The 20,302-nt window shown below is 73.1% G+C and carries 21 protein-coding genes and 1 tRNA gene; 20 read left to right on the top strand and 2 right to left on the bottom strand.

The features are described from left to right. Positions 1–111 precede the first annotated feature (111 nt). The 3 genes from AB0N29_RS17075 to AB0N29_RS17065 all read left to right on the top strand — a co-directional run bounded on the left by AB0N29_RS17075 (position 112) and on the right by AB0N29_RS17065 (position 2,311). Positions 112–933, top strand: a complete 822-nt coding sequence (locus tag AB0N29_RS17075) for an aminodeoxychorismate lyase (protein WP_364868532.1) — start codon at positions 112–114, stop codon at positions 931–933. 94 nt (positions 934–1,027) lie between these two features. After that, a tRNA-Val gene (locus tag AB0N29_RS17070) sits at positions 1,028–1,099 on the top strand. 144 nt (positions 1,100–1,243) lie between these two features. Further along, the gene (locus AB0N29_RS17065) at positions 1,244–2,311 is read left to right on the top strand and encodes a hypothetical protein (RefSeq protein ID WP_364868530.1); all 1,068 of its coding nucleotides are present in this window, start codon (positions 1,244–1,246) and stop codon (positions 2,309–2,311) included. A 48-nt stretch (positions 2,312–2,359) separates the two neighbouring features. On the opposite strand, the gene AB0N29_RS17060 is transcribed toward AB0N29_RS17065, so the two are convergent. Beyond that, positions 2,360–2,929 carry a GNAT family N-acetyltransferase gene (locus tag AB0N29_RS17060; RefSeq protein WP_364868528.1) on the bottom strand — a complete coding sequence of 190 codons (570 nt, stop codon included), beginning with the start codon at positions 2,927–2,929 and terminating at the stop codon, positions 2,360–2,362. Positions 2,930–3,065: 136 nt separating this feature from the next. Here AB0N29_RS17060 and thrS point away from each other — a divergent pair, with 136 nt between their 5' ends. The 3 genes from thrS (at position 3,066) to AB0N29_RS17045 (ending at position 7,977) form a co-directional block, all read left to right on the top strand. Continuing rightward, positions 3,066–5,054: a threonine--tRNA ligase gene (thrS, locus tag AB0N29_RS17055; RefSeq protein WP_302266875.1), complete on the top strand. Its 1,989-nt coding sequence runs from the start codon at positions 3,066–3,068 to the stop codon at positions 5,052–5,054. A gap of 256 nt (positions 5,055–5,310) precedes the next feature. Beyond that, a complete protein-coding gene (locus AB0N29_RS17050; RefSeq protein ID WP_302266874.1) occupies positions 5,311–6,285 on the top strand; it encodes a diiron oxygenase in 975 nt (324 codons plus the stop codon). Positions 6,286–6,288: 3 nt separating this feature from the next. Then, entirely contained in the window at positions 6,289–7,977 is a 1,689-nt protein-coding gene (locus AB0N29_RS17045) for an FAD-dependent oxidoreductase (protein ID WP_364868525.1), read from the top strand. Here AB0N29_RS17045 and AB0N29_RS17040 read toward each other — a convergent pair. Further along, entirely contained in the window at positions 7,958–8,095 is a 138-nt protein-coding gene (locus tag AB0N29_RS17040; RefSeq protein WP_300954693.1) for a hypothetical protein, read from the bottom strand. The genes AB0N29_RS17045 and AB0N29_RS17040 overlap by 20 nt on opposite strands. 114 nt (positions 8,096–8,209) lie before the next feature. Between AB0N29_RS17040 and AB0N29_RS17035 the strand changes: the two genes are divergently transcribed. From AB0N29_RS17035 to secF, 14 genes are all read left to right on the top strand, one after another. Then, entirely contained in the window at positions 8,210–8,932 is a 723-nt protein-coding gene (locus tag AB0N29_RS17035) for a TetR/AcrR family transcriptional regulator (protein WP_302266871.1), read from the top strand. Continuing rightward, entirely contained in the window at positions 8,929–9,495 is a 567-nt protein-coding gene (locus tag AB0N29_RS17030; protein WP_302266870.1) for an HIT domain-containing protein, read from the top strand. The genes AB0N29_RS17035 and AB0N29_RS17030 overlap by 4 nt, the downstream gene beginning before the upstream one ends. Further along, a complete protein-coding gene (locus tag AB0N29_RS17025) occupies positions 9,492–10,274 on the top strand; it encodes an inositol monophosphatase family protein (protein WP_364868521.1) in 783 nt (260 codons plus the stop codon). Before AB0N29_RS17030 ends, AB0N29_RS17025 begins: the two co-directional genes overlap by 4 nt. 12 nt (positions 10,275–10,286) lie before the next feature. Beyond that, positions 10,287–10,919 (top strand): phosphatidylinositol phosphate synthase, encoded by a 633-nt coding sequence (gene pgsA / locus AB0N29_RS17020; protein WP_364868519.1) that lies wholly within the window; start codon positions 10,287–10,289, stop codon positions 10,917–10,919. 19 nt (positions 10,920–10,938) lie between these two features. After that, on the top strand, positions 10,939–11,841 hold the full coding sequence (gene pdxS, locus AB0N29_RS17015) for a pyridoxal 5'-phosphate synthase lyase subunit PdxS (RefSeq protein ID WP_364868516.1): 903 nt from the start codon (positions 10,939–10,941) through the stop codon (positions 11,839–11,841). A 13-nt stretch (positions 11,842–11,854) separates the two neighbouring features. Next, complete coding sequence (locus AB0N29_RS17010) at positions 11,855–13,003, top strand: metallophosphoesterase (RefSeq protein WP_364868514.1); 1,149 nt, start codon at positions 11,855–11,857, stop codon at positions 13,001–13,003. Between the two features lie 28 nt (positions 13,004–13,031). Beyond that, positions 13,032–13,607, top strand: a complete 576-nt coding sequence (gene pdxT, locus AB0N29_RS17005; RefSeq protein WP_302266865.1) for a pyridoxal 5'-phosphate synthase glutaminase subunit PdxT — start codon at positions 13,032–13,034, stop codon at positions 13,605–13,607. A gap of 90 nt (positions 13,608–13,697) precedes the next feature. Next, positions 13,698–14,465 carry a YebC/PmpR family DNA-binding transcriptional regulator gene (locus AB0N29_RS17000; RefSeq protein ID WP_364868512.1) on the top strand — a complete coding sequence of 256 codons (768 nt, stop codon included), beginning with the start codon at positions 13,698–13,700 and terminating at the stop codon, positions 14,463–14,465. Between the two features lie 115 nt (positions 14,466–14,580). Further along, positions 14,581–15,162: a crossover junction endodeoxyribonuclease RuvC gene (gene ruvC, locus AB0N29_RS16995; protein ID WP_364868510.1), complete on the top strand. Its 582-nt coding sequence runs from the start codon at positions 14,581–14,583 to the stop codon at positions 15,160–15,162. Then, entirely contained in the window at positions 15,159–15,755 is a 597-nt protein-coding gene (gene ruvA, locus AB0N29_RS16990) for a Holliday junction branch migration protein RuvA (protein ID WP_364868508.1), read from the top strand. Before ruvC ends, ruvA begins: the two co-directional genes overlap by 4 nt. A gap of 5 nt (positions 15,756–15,760) precedes the next feature. Continuing rightward, positions 15,761–16,831 carry a Holliday junction branch migration DNA helicase RuvB gene (gene ruvB, locus AB0N29_RS16985; protein ID WP_302266861.1) on the top strand — a complete coding sequence of 357 codons (1,071 nt, stop codon included), beginning with the start codon at positions 15,761–15,763 and terminating at the stop codon, positions 16,829–16,831. Positions 16,832–16,995: 164 nt separating this feature from the next. Beyond that, positions 16,996–17,286 (top strand): preprotein translocase subunit YajC, encoded by a 291-nt coding sequence (yajC, locus tag AB0N29_RS16980; protein ID WP_302266860.1) that lies wholly within the window; start codon positions 16,996–16,998, stop codon positions 17,284–17,286. Positions 17,287–17,289: 3 nt separating this feature from the next. Beyond that, positions 17,290–19,026: a protein translocase subunit SecD gene (gene secD, locus AB0N29_RS16975; RefSeq protein ID WP_364868505.1), complete on the top strand. Its 1,737-nt coding sequence runs from the start codon at positions 17,290–17,292 to the stop codon at positions 19,024–19,026. After that, positions 19,026–20,297, top strand: coding sequence for a protein translocase subunit SecF (secF, locus tag AB0N29_RS16970; RefSeq protein WP_364868503.1), 1,272 nt, complete (start codon positions 19,026–19,028; stop codon positions 20,295–20,297). The genes secD and secF overlap by 1 nt, the downstream gene beginning before the upstream one ends. The last annotated feature ends 5 nt before the right edge of the window (positions 20,298–20,302 follow it).

Below are 20,302 nucleotides of genomic sequence, written 5' to 3'. Positions count from 1 at the left end.
AGAAGAACATTAGCCGAATGCCAGGGGGCCGCAAAATCGGGGTCCCCCCGGCGTTTCGCGCAGGCGTTCGGAGGCCCCCACGGGCCCACGAGGCCTCCTTAGAGTGGCTGCATGCACGCCTGGATGGACGGCCACCTGCTCCCCGACGCGACTGCCCCGGCCGTGCCGGTGACCGACCACGGGTTCACCGTGGGCGACGGGGTGTTCGAGGCGGTGAAGGTCGTCGACGGTCGCGCGTTCGCCCTGGACCGACACCTGGAGCGGCTCGAGCGGAGCGCAGCGGGCCTCGGGCTACCGCCCGTCGACGTCGACGCCGTGCGCCGCGGGGTCGACGCGGTCCTCGCCGCCGAGCACCTCCCGCTCGGCAGGCTCCGCATCACCTTCACCGGCGGACCGGCCCCGCTCGGGTCCGGCCGCGGCGACGCCGACCCCACCCTGGTCGTGGTGGCCGACGCCATGGGACCCGCCGCGCCGACCACCCGGGTCGCTACCGTCCCGTGGCCCCGCAACGAGCGTGGCGCGCTCGCCGGCCTCAAGACGACGTCGTACGCCGAGAACGTGGTGGCGCTCGCCGAGGCTCGGCGCCGCGGCGCCACCGAGGCGGTGTTCGCCAACCTGGCCGGGCACCTGTGCGAGGGGACCGGCTCGAACGTCTTCTACGTCGTCGACGGGGAGCTGCGGACGCCCACCCTCGCGAGCGGCTGCCTGGCCGGGGTGACCCGGGCCCTCGTCCTCGAGTGGTGCGGTGGGCGCGAGGTCGACGAGCCGATCGGCGTGGTCGAGCGCGCCAGCGAGGTCTTCCTGGTCTCCACGACCCGCGACGTCCAGGCCGTCTCCCACTGGGACGACCGCGAGCTCCCGGCTCCCGGCCCGGTCACCGCCGAGGCGGCACGCGTGTGGCGCCGGCGCGAGCCGGAGCTCCTCGGCCGCTGAGGCGCCCGACCGGCCGTCCGCCGGTGTCGGTGGCCGGTTGGGCCCGGCGGCCCGGCATGGGCTACAGTTTCGGCCGCACCTCAGGGTGCAGCACGGGCGATTGGCGCAGTGGTAGCGCGCTTCGTTCACACCGAAGAGGTCACTGGTTCGAACCCAGTATCGCCCACCTCCAGACCGGCCCCGGACCGTACAGGTCCGGGGCCGTCGTCTTCACGACGGTCTCCGTCTGCTGCGCCGTGCGTTCGGCTGCGGGCTCACCCCTCGGGATGGGACGCTCGGTCGTCGTACTCGTCTGACCGAAGGGCCCTTCGTGTTCTCTCGCATCAACCGCTCGCGCGCCGCTGGCGTCGCGGTCGCCGCTGTCGCACTCACCGCGGCTGTCGGCGGCGCCTACGCCACCACCGGTCAGAAGGCGTCCGCGAAGACCATCGACGGCTGCTACGCCGTCGCGACCGGCAACCTGCGCATCGAGACCAACGATGCGCCCTGCCGCGTCAACGCCGCCTGGTCCAAGCGCGAGCGCCGCATCTCCTGGAACCAGGAGGGCGAGCCGGGCGAGGACGGCCTGCCCGGCGTCGACGGGGTGGACGGCGAGGACGGCGTTCCGGGAGCTGTCGGCCCGATGGGTCCCGCGGGACCGGCGGGGGCCACCGGCGCGCAGGGCAGGACCGGTGTGGCGGGCCCGGCGGGGGAGAAGGGCGAGACGGGCCCGCAGGGCCCGATCGGGCTCACCGGACCGATCGGACTCACGGGGCTGACCGGCGCAACGGGACCGCAGGGGCTGCCGGGCGTCGACGGCGTCGACGGTGAGGACGGCGCGCAGGGCCCGGCCGGGCCGAAGGGCGAGACCGGGGCGGCCGGCGCGCAGGGGCCGAAGGGCGAGACCGGCCCGCAGGGCCCGAAGGGCGACGCCGGGCCGCAGGGTCCCGCCGGCGTGGGCGGCGGGTTCGCGGTGGTCGACGGCCAGGGGCGAACGCTCGGCGAGGTGCTCTCCACCGACCGGAGCTCCTTCACCATCCTGACCTCGACCGGCTACATGCTCACCGCCCGCTGGGACGGGACCATCCCGACCTCGCAGACCTACTACACCGGGGCGGGGTGCACCGGCACGCCGTACCTCAACTCCAGCAGCGGCATCCCGGTCTTCGGCAAGACGCTGGTGTACCTGGGGACGCCGGGAACGCTGGGCATCCCGGACCCCACCGCCGCGGGTGCTGCGCCGGCGGTGTCGTTCGCCTCGGAGTCCATCGACAACCCCGCCTGCGGCTCCAGCGTGGGCACGCGCCTGGGCGTGAAGATGCAATCGACGACGCCCGCCGTCGTCGGGCTCCCGGCCGGCACGACCAACCAGCTCGCGACTCCGCTGTCGATCGGCTGAGCGGAGCACCGCGGAGCCGGCCCGCCTCGGCTCGATGAGACCGGAGCCTCACGGGGCGGACGAGGTGGTCCGGGCGCGCCATTCGTCCGCGGTGACTCCGTACAGCCGGGACGGTCCGGCGTACCACTTCTCCACCACCCCGCGGTCGGCCAGGCCGACCCGCGCCATGACCGCCTGGGAGCGGACGTTGTCCAGGTCGGTCACCGCGAGCACCTCGGGCAGCCCGTGGGCGAAGGCGTGGTCGAGCAGGGCCCGCGCTGCCTCGCTGGCGTAGCCGCGGCCCCATGAGTCGGGGTGCAGGTGCCAGCCGATCTCTACCTCGCCGGCCTCGGCGCCCGGCAGCGTCAGCAGCAGCACCGTCCCGGCCACGGTGCCCGTGGACCGGACCTCGACCGCCCACATCCCGAGCGGAGGGGTGGCCGACCGTTCGACGTACCGGTCGATCCGGGCGTGGGCTTCCGCGAGGTCCCGCATCGGCTGCGGCGGCCCGTCGCCGAGCCAGCGGACCACCTCGACCCGGCTCAGGACGTCGAGCAGCCGGGGCGCCTCCTCGTGGCGCCAGGGCCGGACCCGCAGACGGTCGGTCTCGAGCAGGAGCCCGTCGGGCGCGTCGGTCACGGTCCCGATCCTCGCACCGCGGCGCGGGAGGTGCCTGCGGTCGCGCGATATCCGCGCGAGCCGCCGGGGGAGCGCTCGATAGCATCGGGCGGTCCGGCCGCACGGCCGGGACCACCTCAACCCTCCAGGAGAGACTGTGTCCGACATGAGAGTCGTCCTCGTCCACGCCGATGCGCGCCAGGACCGGACGACCACGACGGGCACCAAGGCCTGGGAGCTCTTCGCCGAGGACCCCGCGGTCATCGCGGCCCGGGTCAACGGGGAGCTGCGCGACCTCTCCCACGAGCTCGCCGACGGCGACGAGGTCGAGGGCGTGGCGATCGACAGCCCCGACGGCCTCGACGTGCTGCGCCACTCCACCGCGCACGTGATGGCGCAGGCCGTCCAGGAGCTGTTCCCGGACGCCAAGCTCGGCATCGGCCCGCCGGTCACCGACGGCTTCTACTACGACTTCGACGTCGAGACGCCGTTCGTGCCCGAGGACCTCGAGAAGATCGAGTCGCGGATGCGCAAGATCATCAAGGAGGGCCAGAAGTTCTCCCGCCGCGTCACCACCGACGCCGACGCGATCAACGAGCTGGCCGACGAGCCGTACAAGATCGAGCTGATCGGGCTGAAGGGCTCCGGGAAGTCCGAGGACGCCGCCGAGGGCGCGAGCGTCGAGGTCGGCGCGGGCGAGCTGACGATCTACGACAACATCCGCCGCAACGGCGACGTCGCCTGGAGCGACCTGTGCCGCGGCCCGCACCTGCCGACCACCAAGCGGATCCCGGCGTTCAAGCTGATGCGCACGGCCGCGGCGTACTGGCGCGGCGACGAGAAGAACAAGCAGCTCCAGCGCGTGTACGGCACCGCCTGGCCCTCCAAGGAGGACCTCGAGGCGTACCTCCACCGCCTCGAGGAGGCCGAGCGCCGCGACCACCGCAAGCTCGGGCGCGACCTCGACCTGTTCAGCTTCCCCGACGAGCTCGGCTCCGGCCTGCCGGTCTTCCACCCGCGCGGTGGCGTGATCAAGCGGGAGATGGAGGACTACGTCCGCCGCCGGCACATCGAGGAGGGCTTCGAGTACGTCGGCACGCCGCACATCAGCAAGGACGGGCTGTTCCACACCTCGGGGCACCTGCCGTACTACGCCGACACGATGTTCCCGCCGATGGAGCTCGAAGGCGCGAAGTACCAGCTGAAGGCGATGAACTGCCCGATGCACAACCTCATCTACTCCTCGCGCGGCCGCTCCTACCGCGAGCTGCCGCTGCGGCTCTTCGAGTTCGGCCACGTCTACCGCTACGAGAAGTCCGGCGTCGTGCACGGCCTGACCCGGGTCCGCGGGTTCGCGCAGGACGACTCGCACTCCTACGTCACCCCCGAGCAGGCGCCCGGCGAGATCAAGCACCTGCTCGACTTCGTGCTCGGCCTGCTGCGCGACTTCGGCCTCGACGACTTCTACCTGGAGATGTCGACGCGCGACGACTCCAAGCCGGACAAGTTCATCGGCTCCGACGAGCAGTGGGAGGTCGCGACGGCGGTGCTGCGCGACGTCTGCGAGCAGTCCGGGCTCGAGCTCGTCCCCGACCCGGGTGGTGCGGCCTTCTACGGCCCCAAGGTGTCGGTGCAGGCGCGCGACGCGATCGGCCGGACCTGGCAGATGTCGACGATCCAGTACGACTTCAACCAGCCGCACCGCTTCGGGCTGGAGTACCAGGCCGCCGACGGCACCCGCCAGGAGCCGGTGATGATCCACTCGGCCAAGTTCGGGTCGATCGAGCGGTTCCTCGGCGTGCTGGTCGAGCACTACGCCGGCGCCTTCCCCCCGTGGCTCGCCCCGGTCCAGGTGCAGGCGATCCCGATCGCCGAGCGCCACGAGGACTACCTCTGGGACGTCGCCAAGAGGATGCGGACCGAGGGGCTGCGCGTGGAGGTCGACGACTCCACCGACCGGATGCAGAAAAAGATCCGCAACGCCCAGCTGCAGAAGGTGCCGTTCATGATGATCGCCGGCGACGACGACCTCGCCGCGGGTGCGGTCTCCTTCCGCTACCGCGACGGCCGCCAGGACAACGGTGTGCCGGTCGAGGAGGCCATCGCCCGCGTCCGGGAGGCCGTCGCCGGGCGGACCCAGGTCTGACCCAGGTCTGACCCGCCCCGCGGCGTACCGCGCCGCCTGCTCCTCGTCGAGGCCCGCTCCAGCTCCTGGGGCGGGCCTCGGCGCGTCGCGCGCCTTGTAACGCGCTGTTCGGAGCACTACCCGCCCGTTGCACCATGCCGACAGAGCACCGAACGGCGCGTTACAAGCGGGCGCGGCGACCAGCAGCCCGAGTACCCGCGACACGCGTCGCACACACCTATTTACATCGGACGTGGTGTCGCACTAACCTCGCCGCATGACCGCGACGACGGACCAGCGCCCCAGCTCGTACGACGACACGCTCCGCACGCTGTCGGAGGCGTCGGTGCACCAGCACTTCGACGCGTTCCTCGACATCGCGTGGGACGACCCGGCGTACGCCGTGGACCCGACCGACCGCCGGTGGGTGCTGCCGGCGACCGACGTCCTCGGCCGCCACGAGTGGTACCGCTCGCTGCCGCTCGAGCGACAGGTCGAGATCGGGCTCTACCGCCAGGCCAACATCACCAAGGTCGGCCTGCAGTTCGAGCAGATCCTGATCAGCGGGCTGATGAACTACGCCTTCGGCCTGCGCAACGGCAGCCCCGAGTTCCGGTACTCCACCCACGAGGCGACCGAGGAGTGCCACCACACCCAGATGTTCCAGGAGTTCGTGAACCGCTCCGGGCAGGACGTCGCGGGCGGCACCTGGACGTTCCGCGCGGTCGCGCCGTTCCTGCCGCTGTTCGCCAAGTGGGCGCCGTTCGGGTTCTTCTACGGCGTGCTCGCCGGCGAGGAGCCGATCGACCACGTCCAGAAGTCGGTGCTGCGCGCCGGAGACGACATGCACCCGCTGCTGCGGAGGATCATGCAGATCCACGTGGCCGAGGAGGCCCGCCACATCGGGTTCGCCCACCAGTACCTCGAGCACCGGGCTCCGCGCCTCGGTCGCGTCGAGCGGGTGGTGCTGAGCCTCGTCGTGCCGCTGATCATGCGCTGGCTCTGCGACCAGATCCTCCGCCCCGGCCGCAAGGCGCGCCGCGACATGGGCATCCCGCGCTCGGTCGTCCGCGAGGTCTGGTGGGGGCGCGAGGAGTCGCGGAAGTTCCTGCGCGACCTCTTCGCCGACGTCCGGATGCTCGCCGAGCGCACCGGCATGATGAACCCGGTCTCCCGCGTCCTGTGGCGGCTGATGGGCATCGACGGCCGCAGCTCCCGGTTCCGCAGCCAGCCCGCCTCCGCGGCCTCCTGACCCGTGCCGTACGTCGTCACGCAGTCCTGCTGCGCCGACGCCTCGTGCGTCGTCGCCTGCCCGGTCAACTGCATCCACCCCGCGCCGGGGGAGCCCGGTTTCGCGACCGCCGAGATGCTGTACGTCGACCCGCGCTCGTGCGTGGGCTGCGGTGCGTGCACCACGGCGTGCCCGGTCGGGGCGGTCGTCCCGGACACCGCGCTGACCCCCGAGCAGGAGCCGTTCCGCGAGCTCAACGCGGCCTACTACGACGCGTTCCCGCACGCCGACCGCACCCCGCTGGCGCTGGTCCCCCCGCAGCGCCGGCTCCGGCGGTCCCGGCCGGTCCGCGTCGCCGTGGTCGGTGCCGGGCCGGCCGGGCTCTACACGGCCGACGAGCTGCTCCAGCACCCCGAGGTCACCGTGGACGTGCTCGACCGGCTGCCCACGCCGTACGGCCTGCTCCGCGCCGGCGTCGCCCCGGACCACCAGCACACCAAGGAGGCCGAGCGGCTCTTCCGGGCGATCGAGGAGCAGCCCGGCTTCCGCTACCTCCTCGGCGTCGAGGTCGGCCGGGACGTCACCCGCGCCGAGCTCGGCGAGCGCTACGACGCCGTCGTGTGGACCGTCGGCGCGTCGGCCGACCGGCGGCTGGAGGTGCCGGGGGAGGACCTTCCCGGCTCGAGCTCGGCGACGGCCCTGGTCGGTTGGTACAACGGCCACCCCGACCACCGCGACCTCGCCGTCGACCTCTCCCACGAGCGCGTGGTGGTCATCGGCAACGGCAACGTGGCGCTCGACGTCGCCCGCGTCCTGACCGCCGACCCCGACGACCTCGCGCGCACCGACGTCGCTGACCACGCGCTGGCGGCGCTGCGCGCCAGCGCCGTCCGCGAGGTCGTCGTGGTCGGGCGCCGCGGGCCCGGCCAGGCGTCCTTCACGACCCCCGAGCTGGTGGGCCTCGCCGGGCTCGCCCGGTCCGGCGTCGTCGACGTCGTCGTCGACCCGGGCGGGGCCGACGCAGACGGGGCGGAGCCCGAGGGTCCCGCGGGCGACGACCTGCGGTCGCGCGTGCTGCGCGAGCTCACCCACCGCACCCCCGACCCCTCACGGCGGCGGATCGTGCTCCGCTTCCTCGCCTCGCCGACCCGCGTGCTCGGGTCCGACCGCGTCGAGGGCGTCGAGCTGGTCCGCAACGAGCTGGTGCCGGACGCCGCCGGGGTGCCACGGGCGAAGGCGACCGGCCAGACCGAGGTGCTGGAGGCCGGCATGGTGCTGCGCTCGGTCGGCTACCGCGGCCGGCCCGTCGCCGGGCTGCCGCACGAGCCGGTGTCCGGGACGGTGCCGAACGAGCACGGCCGCGTCGAGCCCGGGACGTACGTCGCCGGCTGGGTCAAGCGCGGTCCGACCGGCTTCCTGGGCACCAACAAGGCGTGCGCCCAGGAGACCGTCGAGGCCCTGCTCGACGACCTCGACGCCGGGCTGCTCGAGGAGCGGGTGACCTCGACCGAGGACGTGCGCCGCCTGCTCGCGGCGCGCGACGTGCACGTCGTCGACCTCGCCGGCTGGCGCGCGATCGACCGCGAGGAGCGGCGCCGCGGCGAGGCCGCGGGCCGTCCCCGCGTGAAGCTGGCCGATCCGGTCGAGATGGTCGAGACGGTGATGAGCGCCGGCCGTCGCGGCCGGCGGGGGCTCAGCGCTTCTTCTCGGTGAGCTTGTCCATGGAGCTCGCGGTGTCCGAGGCGGCCTTCGCGCGCTTCTCGCCCCGCTTCTCCTTGATCGACTTGCCGGACTTCTTCGACATTCCTTGGCGCGGCGACTTGTCGCTCATGGGGTATCCCTTGGTGGAGGGCCTGGGCGGCCCCGTCCGGTGAGCCTACGCCCCTCGCCCCCCGGATACCCTGGCCTCCGCCGACCAACGGTTCAGGGAGAAACGGGGCTGAGGATGTCGTCCAGCGAGCAGGAGCGTCCCGACGGACGCCAGGCGCGCTGGGACCGGCACAACCAGCAGCGCCGCCAGCAGATCCTGGACGCCGCCATCGCGGTGATCGAGGCGGGCGAGCCGGGCGCGGAGTTCCACGTGCAGCAGATCGCCGAGCGGGCGGGGCTGAACCGGACGGTCGTCTACCGCCACTTCGCCGACCGCAGCGACCTCGACCGTGCGGTCCAGGTCGAGATCCTCGACGGGCTGTGGGCCGAGCTGCTGCCCTCGGTCACCCTCGACGGCACGATCCCGCAGATCGTGGAGCGGATCGTCGCGACGTACGTCGGCTGGGCCGTCGCCCACCCGGCCCTGCACCGGGTCGCCGAGCAGGAGGCCGACGTCACCGGGCCGCTGCAGCAGGGTCTGGAGCGGATCGCGGGCCAGGTCTGCGAGCTGATCACGACCGCCGTCGAGCTGCTGGGCCTGGAGGTCTCCGAGGACGAGCGCGCCGCGATCGACCCGTTGGTCTTCGGGCTCGTCGGTGCGGTCTTCGGAGCCGTGCGCCGCTGGGTCGCCCGCCCCGAACGGGTGCCGGCGGCACCGAAGATGGTCGAGCTGGTGACCCGGTCGGTGTGGTTCACCCTCGAGGGGCACGGCCGGGCGCTGGGCATCGAGCTCGACCCGCGCCAGCCGGTCGAGGAGCTGCTGGCCGCGGCGGTCGCCCGGGGAGAGGTCGTGCCGTGAGCGAGGGGAGCGTCGAGGGCGTGCTGCACCAGGACGGCGTCGGCCGCACCGACGAGCTGGACCGGCTCTGGACGCCGCACCGGATGGCCTACATCCGCGGCGAGAACAAGCCGGCGGACGCCTCGTCCGGCGAGTGCCCCTTCTGCCGCATCCCGTCGCTGGCCGACGACGAGGGCCTGGTCGTGCACCGCGGACGGCTCTCGTTCGTGGTCCTCAACCTCTACCCCTACGCGCCGGGGCACCTGATGGTCTGCCCCTACCGCCACATCGCCGACTACACCGAGACCACCGACGAGGAGGCGGCCGAGATCGCCGACCTCACCCGCGACGCCATGCGCGTGGTCCGCCGGGTCTCGGGCGCAGGAGGGTTCAACATCGGCATGAACCAGGGCCACATCGCCGGTGCCGGCATCGCCGCGCACCTCCACCAGCACGTCGTGCCGCGCTGGCCGGGCGACCAGAACTTCATGCCGATCATCGGCCGCACCAAGACGCTCCCCGAGCTGCTCGGGGACACCCGAGCGATGCTCGCGGAGGCCTGGCCGGGCGGGACGGGCGCGTGAGCGACCCCGCGCCCGACCTCGCCGAGGACGCCCGCCTGGCCGCGGACCTGGTGCGCGCGGCCGGGACCCTCGCCCGGCGGATGCGGTCCGAGGGCCTCGAGACCGACTACAAGACGTCGATCTCCGACGTCGTCACCGCGGCGGACCGGGCCGCGGAGGAGCTGGTCACCGGGCGGCTGCGCGCCGAGCGGCCCGGCGACGCGGTGCTGGGCGAGGAGCACGGGCACGTCGCGGCCGGCACGAACGGCCGCTCCTGGGTCGTCGACCCCGTCGACGGCACCTACAACTTCGTCAACGACCTGCCGTGGTGGTGCTCGGCCGTCGGCCTCCGCGACACCGAGGACCTGCTCGTCGGGGCGGTCCACGACCCCCTGGGCGACGCGACGTACGTCGGCGGGCCGGGGCTGCCCAGCACCTGCGACGGCCGGCCGCTGGCCCCGCTGGCCGACCGGCCGCTCGCGGAGATCGGCGTGGCGACGTACCTCCACCCGCCCTTCCTCGAGGGCGAGGTCGGCGCCGCCTGGCGCCGCGCCGCGGGCGGTGCGGCCGCGCTGCGGTGGCTGGGGTCGATGAGCATGGACCAGGTCGGCGTGGCGACCGGGCGCATCGGCCTGGTCTTCCAGCACTCCGTGGCGCCGTGGGACGAGCTGCCCGGCGCCGCGATCATCCGCGGAGCCGGGGGAGTGACCCGGCACGTGGAGGTCGCCGGGGAGGACTGGTACGTCGCCGGGCCGCCCACCGCGGTCGCCGAAGTCTGCTCGCGGCTGCTCGACCGCTAGCCTGCTCCCGCCATGCTGGATCGTTTCCGTGCCTTCTGGACGAAGGTCGTCGCCCCCGTCGCCCACCTGCTCATCAGGCTCGGCGTCAGCGCCGACGTCGTGACCCTCGTCGGGACGATCGGGGTGTGCGCCGGCGCGCTCGTGTTCTACCCGCAGGGCGAGCTCCTCATCGGCACGCTCGTCATCACCGCCTTCGTCTTCAGCGACCTCGTCGACGGCTACATGGCGCGCACGACCGGCCGCTCGAGCAGCTTCGGGGCGTTCCTCGACTCCACGCTCGACCGGATCGGCGACGGCGCCATCTTCGCCGGTCTCGCCCTCTACTTCGCGTGGGAGGGCGACAGCCGGCTCTACCTCGTGCTGTCGCTGATCTGCCTGGTGATGGGCAGCGTGACCTCCTACGCCCGGGCCCGCGCGGAGGGCCTCGGCTACACCGCCAAGGTGGGCATCGCCGAGCGCGCCGACCGGCTCGTGGCGATCCTCGTGATGACCGGTCTCGGAGCGATCTTCGACCTGCCGGTCCTGATGCACGTCGCGCTGTGGGCCCTCGCCATCGCCTCGACCGTCACGGTCGTGCAGCGGATCTGGGTGGTGCGCCAGCAGGCGCTCGCGGCCGTGACGGACCCGAATCCGTCCGCCGGGTAAATCCGCCTACGCTCGGGCCATGAGCGAGAGCACCAGCACCCCGAGCACCGGCACCACCCGCGTCAAGCGAGGCATGGCCGAGATGCTCAAGGGCGGCGTCATCATGGACGTCGTCACCCCCGACCAGGCGAAGATCGCCGAGGACGCCGGGGCCGTCGCGGTGATGGCGCTCGAACGGGTGCCCGCCGACATCCGTGCCCAGGGCGGCGTGTCGCGGATGAGCGACCCGGACATGATCGACGGGATCGTCGAGGCCGTCTCGATCCCGGTGATGGCCAAGGCTCGGATCGGTCACTTCGCCGAGGCGCAGGTGCTGCAGGCGCTCGGCGTGGACTACGTGGACGAGTCCGAGGTGCTGACCCCGGCCGACTACGCCCACCACGTCGACAAGTGGGCCTTCACGGTGCCGTTCGTGTGCGGCGCGACGAACCTGGGCGAGGCGCTGCGGCGGATCACCGAGGGCGCGGCGATGATCCGCTCCAAGGGCGAGGCCGGCACCGGCGACGTGTCCAACGCGGTGACCCACATGCGCACGATCCGCGGGGAGATCCGCCGGCTGGCGGCGCTGGAGGGCGACGAGCTCTACGTTGCGGCCAAGGAGCTGCAGGCGCCGTACGACCTGGTCAAGGAGGTCGCCGAGTCCGGCAAGCTGCCGGTCGTGCTCTTCACCGCCGGCGGCATCGCGACCCCGGCGGACGCGGCGATGATGATGCAGCTGGGCGCCGAGGGCGTGTTCGTGGGGTCGGGGATCTTCAAGTCCGGCAACCCCGCGCAGCGTGCCGAGGCGATCGTCAAGGCCACGACGTTCCACGACGACCCCGACATCGTCGCCAAGGTCTCGCGCGGGCTGGGCGAGGCCATGGTCGGCATCAACGTCGAGGAGATCCCGCAGCCCCACCGCCTCGCCGAGCGCGGCTGGTGACCAGCTGACCGACGTGCAGGACTCGTGGGTGGGCCAGGTCCTCGGCGTCCTGGCCCTCCTCCTGCTCCTCGCGCTGGTCGGGTGGTGGGCCCGCTGGCTCCACCGCAGGCTCGCGGTCGTCACCGGCGCGCCCCGCTGGGCGCGCCGCACCTCGCTCGCCGTGGTCGTCGGGGGCCTGCTGCTGTACGCCGCGACGAACCTCGCCTACCGCACGCTCGACCCCGCGCCGCTGCGGCCGGTGCTGTGGGTGGGCCTGGCCTGGCTCGGGCTCGCCTGGTACCTCACCCTCGGCTGTGCGCTGCTCGCCGTCGCCGCGCTCGTGCTGCGGCTGCTGCGCCGGCCCGCCGGCCGGGAGCGGCTGCTGCGCGTCGGCACCCCGGTCGTCGTCGCCCTCGCCCTGGTCGTCATGGCCGTGGGCGCCGTCGTGGCGCAGCGGCCGCGGGCCACGTCGTACGACATCGGCTCGGCGGCGGTGCCCGCCGGGTGGGACGGCGCGCGCATCGTGCTGCTCACCGACCTCCACGTCGGCGTCGTCCACGGCGAGGCCTGGACCCGCCGGGTCGTCGACCTGGTCAACGAGCAGCGGCCCGACCTCGTGGTCCTCGGCGGGGACCTCGTCGACGGCCGCGAGCGCTGGACCGGTCCGGACCTCGACCCGCTCGCGGACCTGCAGGCGCCCCTCGGCGTGCTCGCGGTCTCGGGCAACCACGAGATCGAGTCCGGCGACGCGCCGGCGTACCTCGACCGCCTCGACCGGCTCGGCATCGACGTCCTGCGCAACGAGCGCGTGGTGCTGACCCGCGGGGGAGACCCCCTCGTCGTGGCCGGCGTCCACGACGAGATCGGGACCGGCGCCCTCGAGCCGGACCCGGCCACCGCGCTCGGGGGCACCCGCCCCGACGACTTCGTCGTGTACGTCGCGCACGAGCCGCGGCAGCTCGTCGCCGGTGCCGGCATCGACCTGCAGCTCTCGGGGCACACCCACGGCGGGCAGATCTGGCCGTTCGGCTGGCTGGTGCCGCTGCAGCAGCCGACGACCGCCGGCGTCGACCGGGTCGACGGCGTCACGGTCGTCACCTCGCGCGGGGTCGGCATTTCCGGCCCGCCGGTCCGCACCGGCGCCGCGCCCGAGGTCACCGTCGTCACCCTGCACGGTGGTTGAGCCGGGCGCGCGCCTACGCTCTCGACCCGTGCCACCCACCATCGGTGTCCTCGCCCTGCAGGGCGACGTCCGCGAGCACGTCTCCGCTCTCACCGGCCTCGGCGTGGCGGCGACGACCGTGCGCCGCCCCGAGGAGCTGGAGCGGGTCGACGGACTGGTGCTGCCGGGTGGTGAGTCGACCACGATGGCCACGCTGCTGCGGACCTTCGCGCTGCTCGACCCGCTGCGCCGTCGGGTCGCCTCGGGCATGCCGGCCTTCGGCACCTGCGCGGGGATGATCCTGCTCGCCGAGCGGGTCCGCGACGGCGCCGTGGGCCAGGAGACCGTCGGCGGGCTGGACGTCACGGTGCGGCGCAACGCCTTCGGCCGGCAGGTCGACTCCTTCGAGACCGACCTGCCCGTGTCCGGGCTGGCGGACCCGGTGCACGCGGTGTTCATCCGCGCCCCGTGGGTCGAGGAGGTGGGCGCCGGCGTGGAGGTGCTCGCGGAGGCGGCCGGCCACCCCGTCGCCGTACGACAGGGGGCGCTGCTGGCGACCAGCTTCCACCCCGAGGTCGGTGGCGACGGGCGCCTGCACCGGCTGTTCCTCGACCTCGTCGGCTGACCGTGTCTGCCGACCGCCGCTGCCGGCGCTAGGATCGACGGTCGTTGCAGGGGATGCAGCAGCACACGACCGGCGCGGGAAGAGGGACGTATGTCTGGCCACTCCAAGTGGGCGACCACGAAGCACAAGAAGGCCGCCATCGACGCCAAGCGCGGCAAGATGTTCGCCAAGCTGATCAAGAACGTCGAGGTCGCGGCCCGGATGGGCGGCGGTGACCCGGCAGGCAACCCCACGCTGTACGACGCCATCCAGAAGGCCAAGAAGTCCTCGGTCCCCAACGACAACATCGACCGCGCGGTCAAGCGCGGGTCGGGCGCCGAGACCGGCGGTGCCGACTACACGACCATCACCTACGAGGTCTACGGCGCCCAGGGCGTCGGCATCCTCGTCGAGTGCCTGACCGACAACAAGAACCGGGCAGCGATGGAGGTCCGCACCGCGGTCACCCGCAACGGCGGCACCATGGCCGACCCGGGCTCGGTCTCGCGGCTGTTCAACCGCAAGGGCGTCGTCCTGGTGCCGAAGGCGCAGGAGGGCAAGGAGGTCACCGAGGACGACGTCCTCGAGGCGACCCTCGACGCCGGTGCCGAGGAGGTCAACGACCTCGACGACCAGTTCCAAGTCATCTCCGAGGCGACCGACCTCGTGGCGGTCCGCACCGCGCTCCAGGCGGCCGGCCTGGACTACGACTCCGCCGACATCCAGTTCGTCGCGACCATGGACATCCCCGTCGACGCGACCGCCGCCGGCAAGGTCTTCAAGCTCGTCGACGCCCTCGAGGACCTCGACGACGTGCAGGACGTGTTCAGCAACGTCGACGTCCCGGCCGACGTGCTCGCGGAGCTCGAGGACGCCTGACGGGCTCCACGGTCCTGAGCGGCGTGACCGGCGCGCCTCGGGCGTGTCGCCGTGGGTACGGCGGCGCCCGGCGGCTAGCGTTCCTCCCGAACAGACGTTCGACGGAAGGCTGGCCATGCGCGTGCTCGGGATCGACCCCGGCCTGACCCGCTGCGGGATGGGCGTGGTCGAGGGCTCGGTCGGGCGGCCGCTGGACCTGGTCGACGTCAACGTGCTGCGCACCAGCGCCGACCGGCCTGTGGCCGAGCGGCTGGTCACCATCGAGAAGGGCGTCGACGCGTGGCTCGACGAGCACCGACCCGACGCCGTGGCGATCGAGCGGGTCTTCGCCCGGTCCGACGTCAGCACCGTCATGGGCACCGCCCAGGCGAGCGGCATCGCGATGGTCTGCGCCGCGCGCCGCGGCCTGCCGGTCGCGCTGCACACCCCCAGCGAGGTCAAGGCGGCCGTCTCGGGCAACGGCCGCGCCGACAAGGCGCAGGTGGGCGCGATGGTGACGCGGATCCTGCGGCTCGACGCGATGCCCAAGCCGGCCGACGCCGCCGACGCGCTGGCGCTGGCCATCACCCACATCTGGCGCGGTGGCGCGCAGGCCCGGATCGAGGCCGCCCTGGCGGCGTCCCGGACCCCGGCCCGCGCGGGCGCCCGCACGCCGGCCCGCCCGCCGGCACCGACGAGAGCAAGGAGTCGAGGTTGATCGCGTTCGTCCGCGGACAGGTCGCGGGGGTCACGCTGACCAGCGCGGTCCTCGAGGTCGGCGGGGTGGGTCTGGAGCTGATGTGCACGCCCGGCACGCTCGCGGGGCTGCGCACCGGCCACAGCGCGACACTGGCGACCAGCATGGTCGTCCGCGAGGACTCGCTGACCCTCTTCGGGTTCGCCGACGAGGACGAGAAGAGCATCTTCGAGCTCGTCCAGACCGCCTCCGGCGTCGGCCCGAAGGTGGCCCAGGCGATGGTCGCGGTGCTCAGCCCCGACGACGTGCGCCGCGCGATCGGCTCCGACGACGTCAGGACGCTCACCCGCGTGCCCGGGATCGGCCAGAAGGGCGCCCAGCGGATCATCCTCGAGCTCAAGGACCGGATCGGTCCTCCGACGGGCGCCGTCTCGGCCCCGGCAGCGGCCGGCGCCGAGCCGTGGCGCGACCAGGTGCACCAGGGCCTGGTCGGCCTCGGCTGGTCGGCGAAGGACGCCGAGAAGGCCGTCGACGCGGTCGCGCCCGACGCTGGAGCCGTGCCCGACGTCGCGACGCTGCTCCGCGCGGCCCTCCGCACGCTCAGCAAGGCCTGAGCGCCGTGCCCTTCCACGAGGACGAGCTCGACGAGGCCGAGGAGTCCCACCTCCGGTCCATCACGGCGGCCGAGGCCGACGGCGACGAGCGGGCGGTCGAGGCGGCGCTGCGACCCCGCACGCTCGACGAGGTGGTCGGGCAGTCGCGGGTGCGCGACCAGCTCGGGCTCGTGCTCGAGGCCGCGCGTCGCCGGGGGCGTGCCCCCGACCACGTGCTGCTCAGCGGTCCTCCGGGCCTGGGCAAGACCACCCTGGCGATGATCATCGCCGCCGAGATGGCGGCCCCGCTGCGGCTGACCAGCGGCCCGGCCATCACCCACGCCGGCGACCTCGCCGCGATCCTGTCGGGGATGAACGAGGGCGAGGTGCTCTTCGTCGACGAGATCCACCGCATGTCCCGGCCGGCCGAGGAGATGCTCTACATGGCGATGGAGGACTTCCGGGTCGACGTCGTCATCGGCAAGGGGCCCGGCGCGACCGCGATCCCGATCGAGCTGCCGCCGTTCACCCTGGTCGGGGCGACCACCCGGGCCGGGCTGCTCCCGGGTCCGCTGCGCGACCGGTTCGGCTTCACCGCCCACCTGGAGTTCTACGAGCCGCACGAGCTCGACCTGATCGTCCACCGCTCCGCCGGGCTGCTCGGGGTCGAGCTGACCGACGAGGGCAGCGCCGAGATCGCCTCCCGCTCGCGGGGCACCCCCCGCATCGCCAACCGCCTGCTGCGCCGGGTGCGCGACTACGCGCAGGTCCGCGCCGACGGCGTGGTCACCCGGACGGTCGCCGAGGCGGCGCTGGACCTCTACGAGGTCGACCAGCTGGGCCTGGACCGGCTCGACCGCGCGGTCCTCGACGCCCTGTGCCGCCGGTTCGGCGGCGGACCGGTCGGCATCTCGACCCTGGCGGTCGCCGTGGGCGAGGAGCGGGAGACCGTCGAGGAGGTCGCCGAGCCCTTCCTCGTCCGCAACGGCTTCCTGGCCCGTACGCCGCGCGGCCGGATCGCCACACCCGCCGCCTGGGAGCACCTCGGGCTCGCCGTCCCGCCGTCCACGGGGGAGCCGACGCTCTTCGAGGAGTGAGCCCGGGGGCCGTCCCGCGGCCGCCGCGCCCGGCGTGTCCGCGGCGACCTGCCGGTCCGCGGGATTCGTCCGTGCGGGCGAGGCCGTAGGTATGCTTCCTCGTCGGCCGCCCCGGGACTCGCCCGGGTGCGCGGCCTCCCCATCATCGCTCGAGAGGTCTCGTCGTGCCGGAGCTCGCCTCCTTGTTGCCCCTGGTCGGCATCGCACTCCTCTTCTGGCTCCTGCTCATCAGGCCGGCTTCCCGGCGCCAGAAGGAACTCGTCCGCATGCAGTCGTCGTTGGAGGTGGGTGACGAGGTCGTCCTGACCTCCGGCTTCCTCGGCACGATCCGCGAGCTCTCCGACGACACCGCCCGGATCGAGATCGCCGAGGGGGTCGTCGTGACCGTCGCCCGCGGCGCGATCGGGACCGTCGCACAGCCAGGGCCCGTCGCCGACGAGCCGAAGGAGATCTGACACATGGCACGCAAGCCCCGTCCGGGACGCACCCTCGGGGTGTTCTTCCTCGGCCTGGTGCTCCTCTACGGACTGGTGACCCTCGGCGGCAGCTGGAAGCCCGAGCTCGGCCTGGACCTCCAGGGCGGTACCCGGATCACGCTGGTCGCCGACGACGAGGACCCGCCGGCCGACAGCCTCGAGCAGGCGCGCCAGATCATCGACGACCGCGTGAACGGCAGCGGTGTCACCGAGGCGGACGTGGTCACCGAGGGCGACAACATCATCGTCGTCGAGATCCCGGGCAGCTCGCGGCGCGACCTGCTCGACACCGTCAAGCGCCAGGCGCAGCTGCGGTTCCGGCTCGTGGCCTGCTCTGAGGACGCCCCGGGGCCGTGCGCCACCGGTGGCGGCGCGCCGGCCCTGGACCCGAACAGCCTCCCCGAGGGCACGGTCCAGGTCGACCCGAACGCCGGCGGGAACGGTGGTGCCGGCAACGGCGGTGCCGGGAACGGCGACGGCGGCCAGCAGGGCAGCAGCAACCGCCCGCCGGTCGGCTTCGCCGCCAAGCCCTCCCAGGCCGACGGCTCGGAGAGCCCGAGCGCCGAGCCGAGCGACGAGGCGAGCAACGCCCCGACCCCGGCCCCCGAGGGCGGCCCGGACGCCGGTGACCCGCTGGCCTGGACCGACGCGCCGAACGAGGCCGCGATCAAGGCCTACAACGACTTCACCTGCCCGGCCGACGGCTCGGCGCCGAACGTCGTCGACGACCCGGCCAAGCCCCTCGTCACCTGCGACACCGGCGAGCGCGGCCAGGTCATCAAGTACCTGCTGTCTCCCGCCGCCATCGAGGGCACCCAGCTGACTGACGCCGGCGCGGCGATCCCGCAGGGCCAGGTGAACTGGGTCGTCCAGCTCAGCTTCAACGGTGAGGGCACCGAGACCTTCGCGGACATCTCCCGCAAGCTCTTCAACAACGACGGCCAGTTCGCCGTCGTGCTCGACGGCCAGGTGCTCTCGGCGCCCGGCATGGACGCCGTGATCACCAACGGCGAGGCGCAGATCTACGGCGACTTCACCGAGTCGACGGCCAAGAGCCTGGCGACCAGCCTGAAGTTCGGCGCGCTGCCGATCGCCTTCCAGGACGACGTGTCGGCCGAGACGATCGGCCCCTCGCTGGCCGGTGACCAGCTCTCGGCGGGCCTCTGGGCCGGTGGCCTCGGCCTCGGCCTGGTGATGCTCTACTGCCTGGTCTACTACCGCGGGCTCGGCATCGTGGTCCTCGGCTCGCTGGCGGTCGCCGCGCTGATCACCTACGCGTTGGTGCTGCTGCTCAGCGAGACCGCCGGGTTCACGCTGACCCTGCCGGGCATCGCCGGCCTGATCATCGCGGTCGGTGTCACCGCCGACTCCTTCATCCTGTTCTTCGAACGCATCCGGGACGAGATGCGCGAGGGCAAGTCGATGCGCGTCGCGGTCGAGACCGGCTGGAAGCGTGCGAAGGTGACCCGCCTCGCGGCGAACACCGTCTCGCTGCTCTCCGCCGCCGTGCTCTACATCTTCGCGACCGGCGCCGTGAAGGGCTTCGGCTTTGCGCTGGGCCTGTCGACGCTGATCGACCTCGCGGTGCTGTTCTGGTTCACCAAGCCCGCGGTGTCCTACCTCGCGCGGTACAAGTTCTTCAACGGCGGCGGCCAGCTCTCCGGCCTCAGCCCCGAGACGCTCGGCATCGACCGGGTCCCCGCTGGAGGTAAGGCCTGATGGGCAAGTTCTCGCGGCTCGGCAACGAGCTCTACACCGGTCGGAAGTCGATCGACTTCGTCGGTCGCAAGCCGCTCTGGTACGCCGTCTCGCTGCTGCTCGTCGGCCTCGCGATCGCCGTCGTGCTCGTCAAGGGCCTCAACTTCGGCATCGAGTTCACCGGCGGCACCCAGTACCGCGTCGCGGTCGGCGCCTCCGAGGCGACGCAGGAGAACGCCGACGCCCTGCGCGAGGCGGTCGCCGACGCTGGCGTCGAGGGCGCGGACTCCCCGGTGGTCACGACCGCGGGCGAGTCGCTGCTCGTCCAGGTCGAGGACCTCGGCCCGGAGGAGAACGACCAGGTCGTCTCCGTCATCACCGACACGCTCTCGGTCGACGACCCGGCCAAGGACATCTCCCAGGACGAGATCGGCGCGAGCTGGGGCCAGCAGGTGGCCGAGCGCGCCGCGATCGGCGTCGCGGTCTTCCTCGCGCTGGTCATGGTCTTCATCTGGATCTACTTCCGCGAGTGGAAGATGTCGATCGCGGCGATGGTGGCCCTGGTCCACGACATCGCGATCACGATCGGCATCTACGCTCTGTCGGGCTTCTCGGTGACGCCGTCGGCGGTCACCGGCCTGCTGGCGATCCTCGGCTTCTCGCTCTACGACACGGTCGTGGTCTTCGACAAGGTCCGCGAGAACACCCACGAGTACCGCCGGCCCGGCCAGTCCTACGCCGACGCGGCCAACCTCGCGGTCAACCAGACCCTGGTCCGCTCGATCAACACCGGCATCGTCGCGCTGATCCCGATCGGCGCGATCCTCTGGGTCAGCGCGGTGCAGCTGGGCGCGAGCTCGCTGCAGGACCTGGCGCTCTCGCAGTTCGTCGGCATGGCCGTCGGCGTCTACTCCTCGGTCTGCCTGGCGCCGCGCGTGCTGGTGCACCTGAAGTCGAACGAGTCGTCGGTCAAGGAGCAGGAGCGGCGCGCCAAGGCGCGGGCCCGGGCGCAGGCCGACCGGTACGCCTCCGTCCCGTCGTTCGCGGACGAGGGCGCCGCCTCCACCGGCGCCACGGCCTGGGACCCCGAGGCCGACCCCGAGCTGGTCGACCCCGACCTCGTCGACGACGAGCCGGTGGGCGAGCGGCCGGCCAGCGCGCCCCCGCGGCGTCCCGAGGCGAGCGGGCGGGGTCGCGTCGTACCCCAGGCGAAGGGCGAGGTCCGCAGCAGCGGGGCCGCCGGACGCCAGCAGCCCTCCCGCGTCACCCGCTCCAAGCGCGGCAAGAAGTAGCCGGC

Source organism: Nocardioides sp. NPDC092400 (assembly GCF_040684155.1).
Taxonomy (GTDB): domain Bacteria; phylum Actinomycetota; class Actinomycetes; order Propionibacteriales; family Nocardioidaceae; genus Nocardioides.
This window is presented reverse-complemented; position numbering and strand designations above follow the sequence as displayed.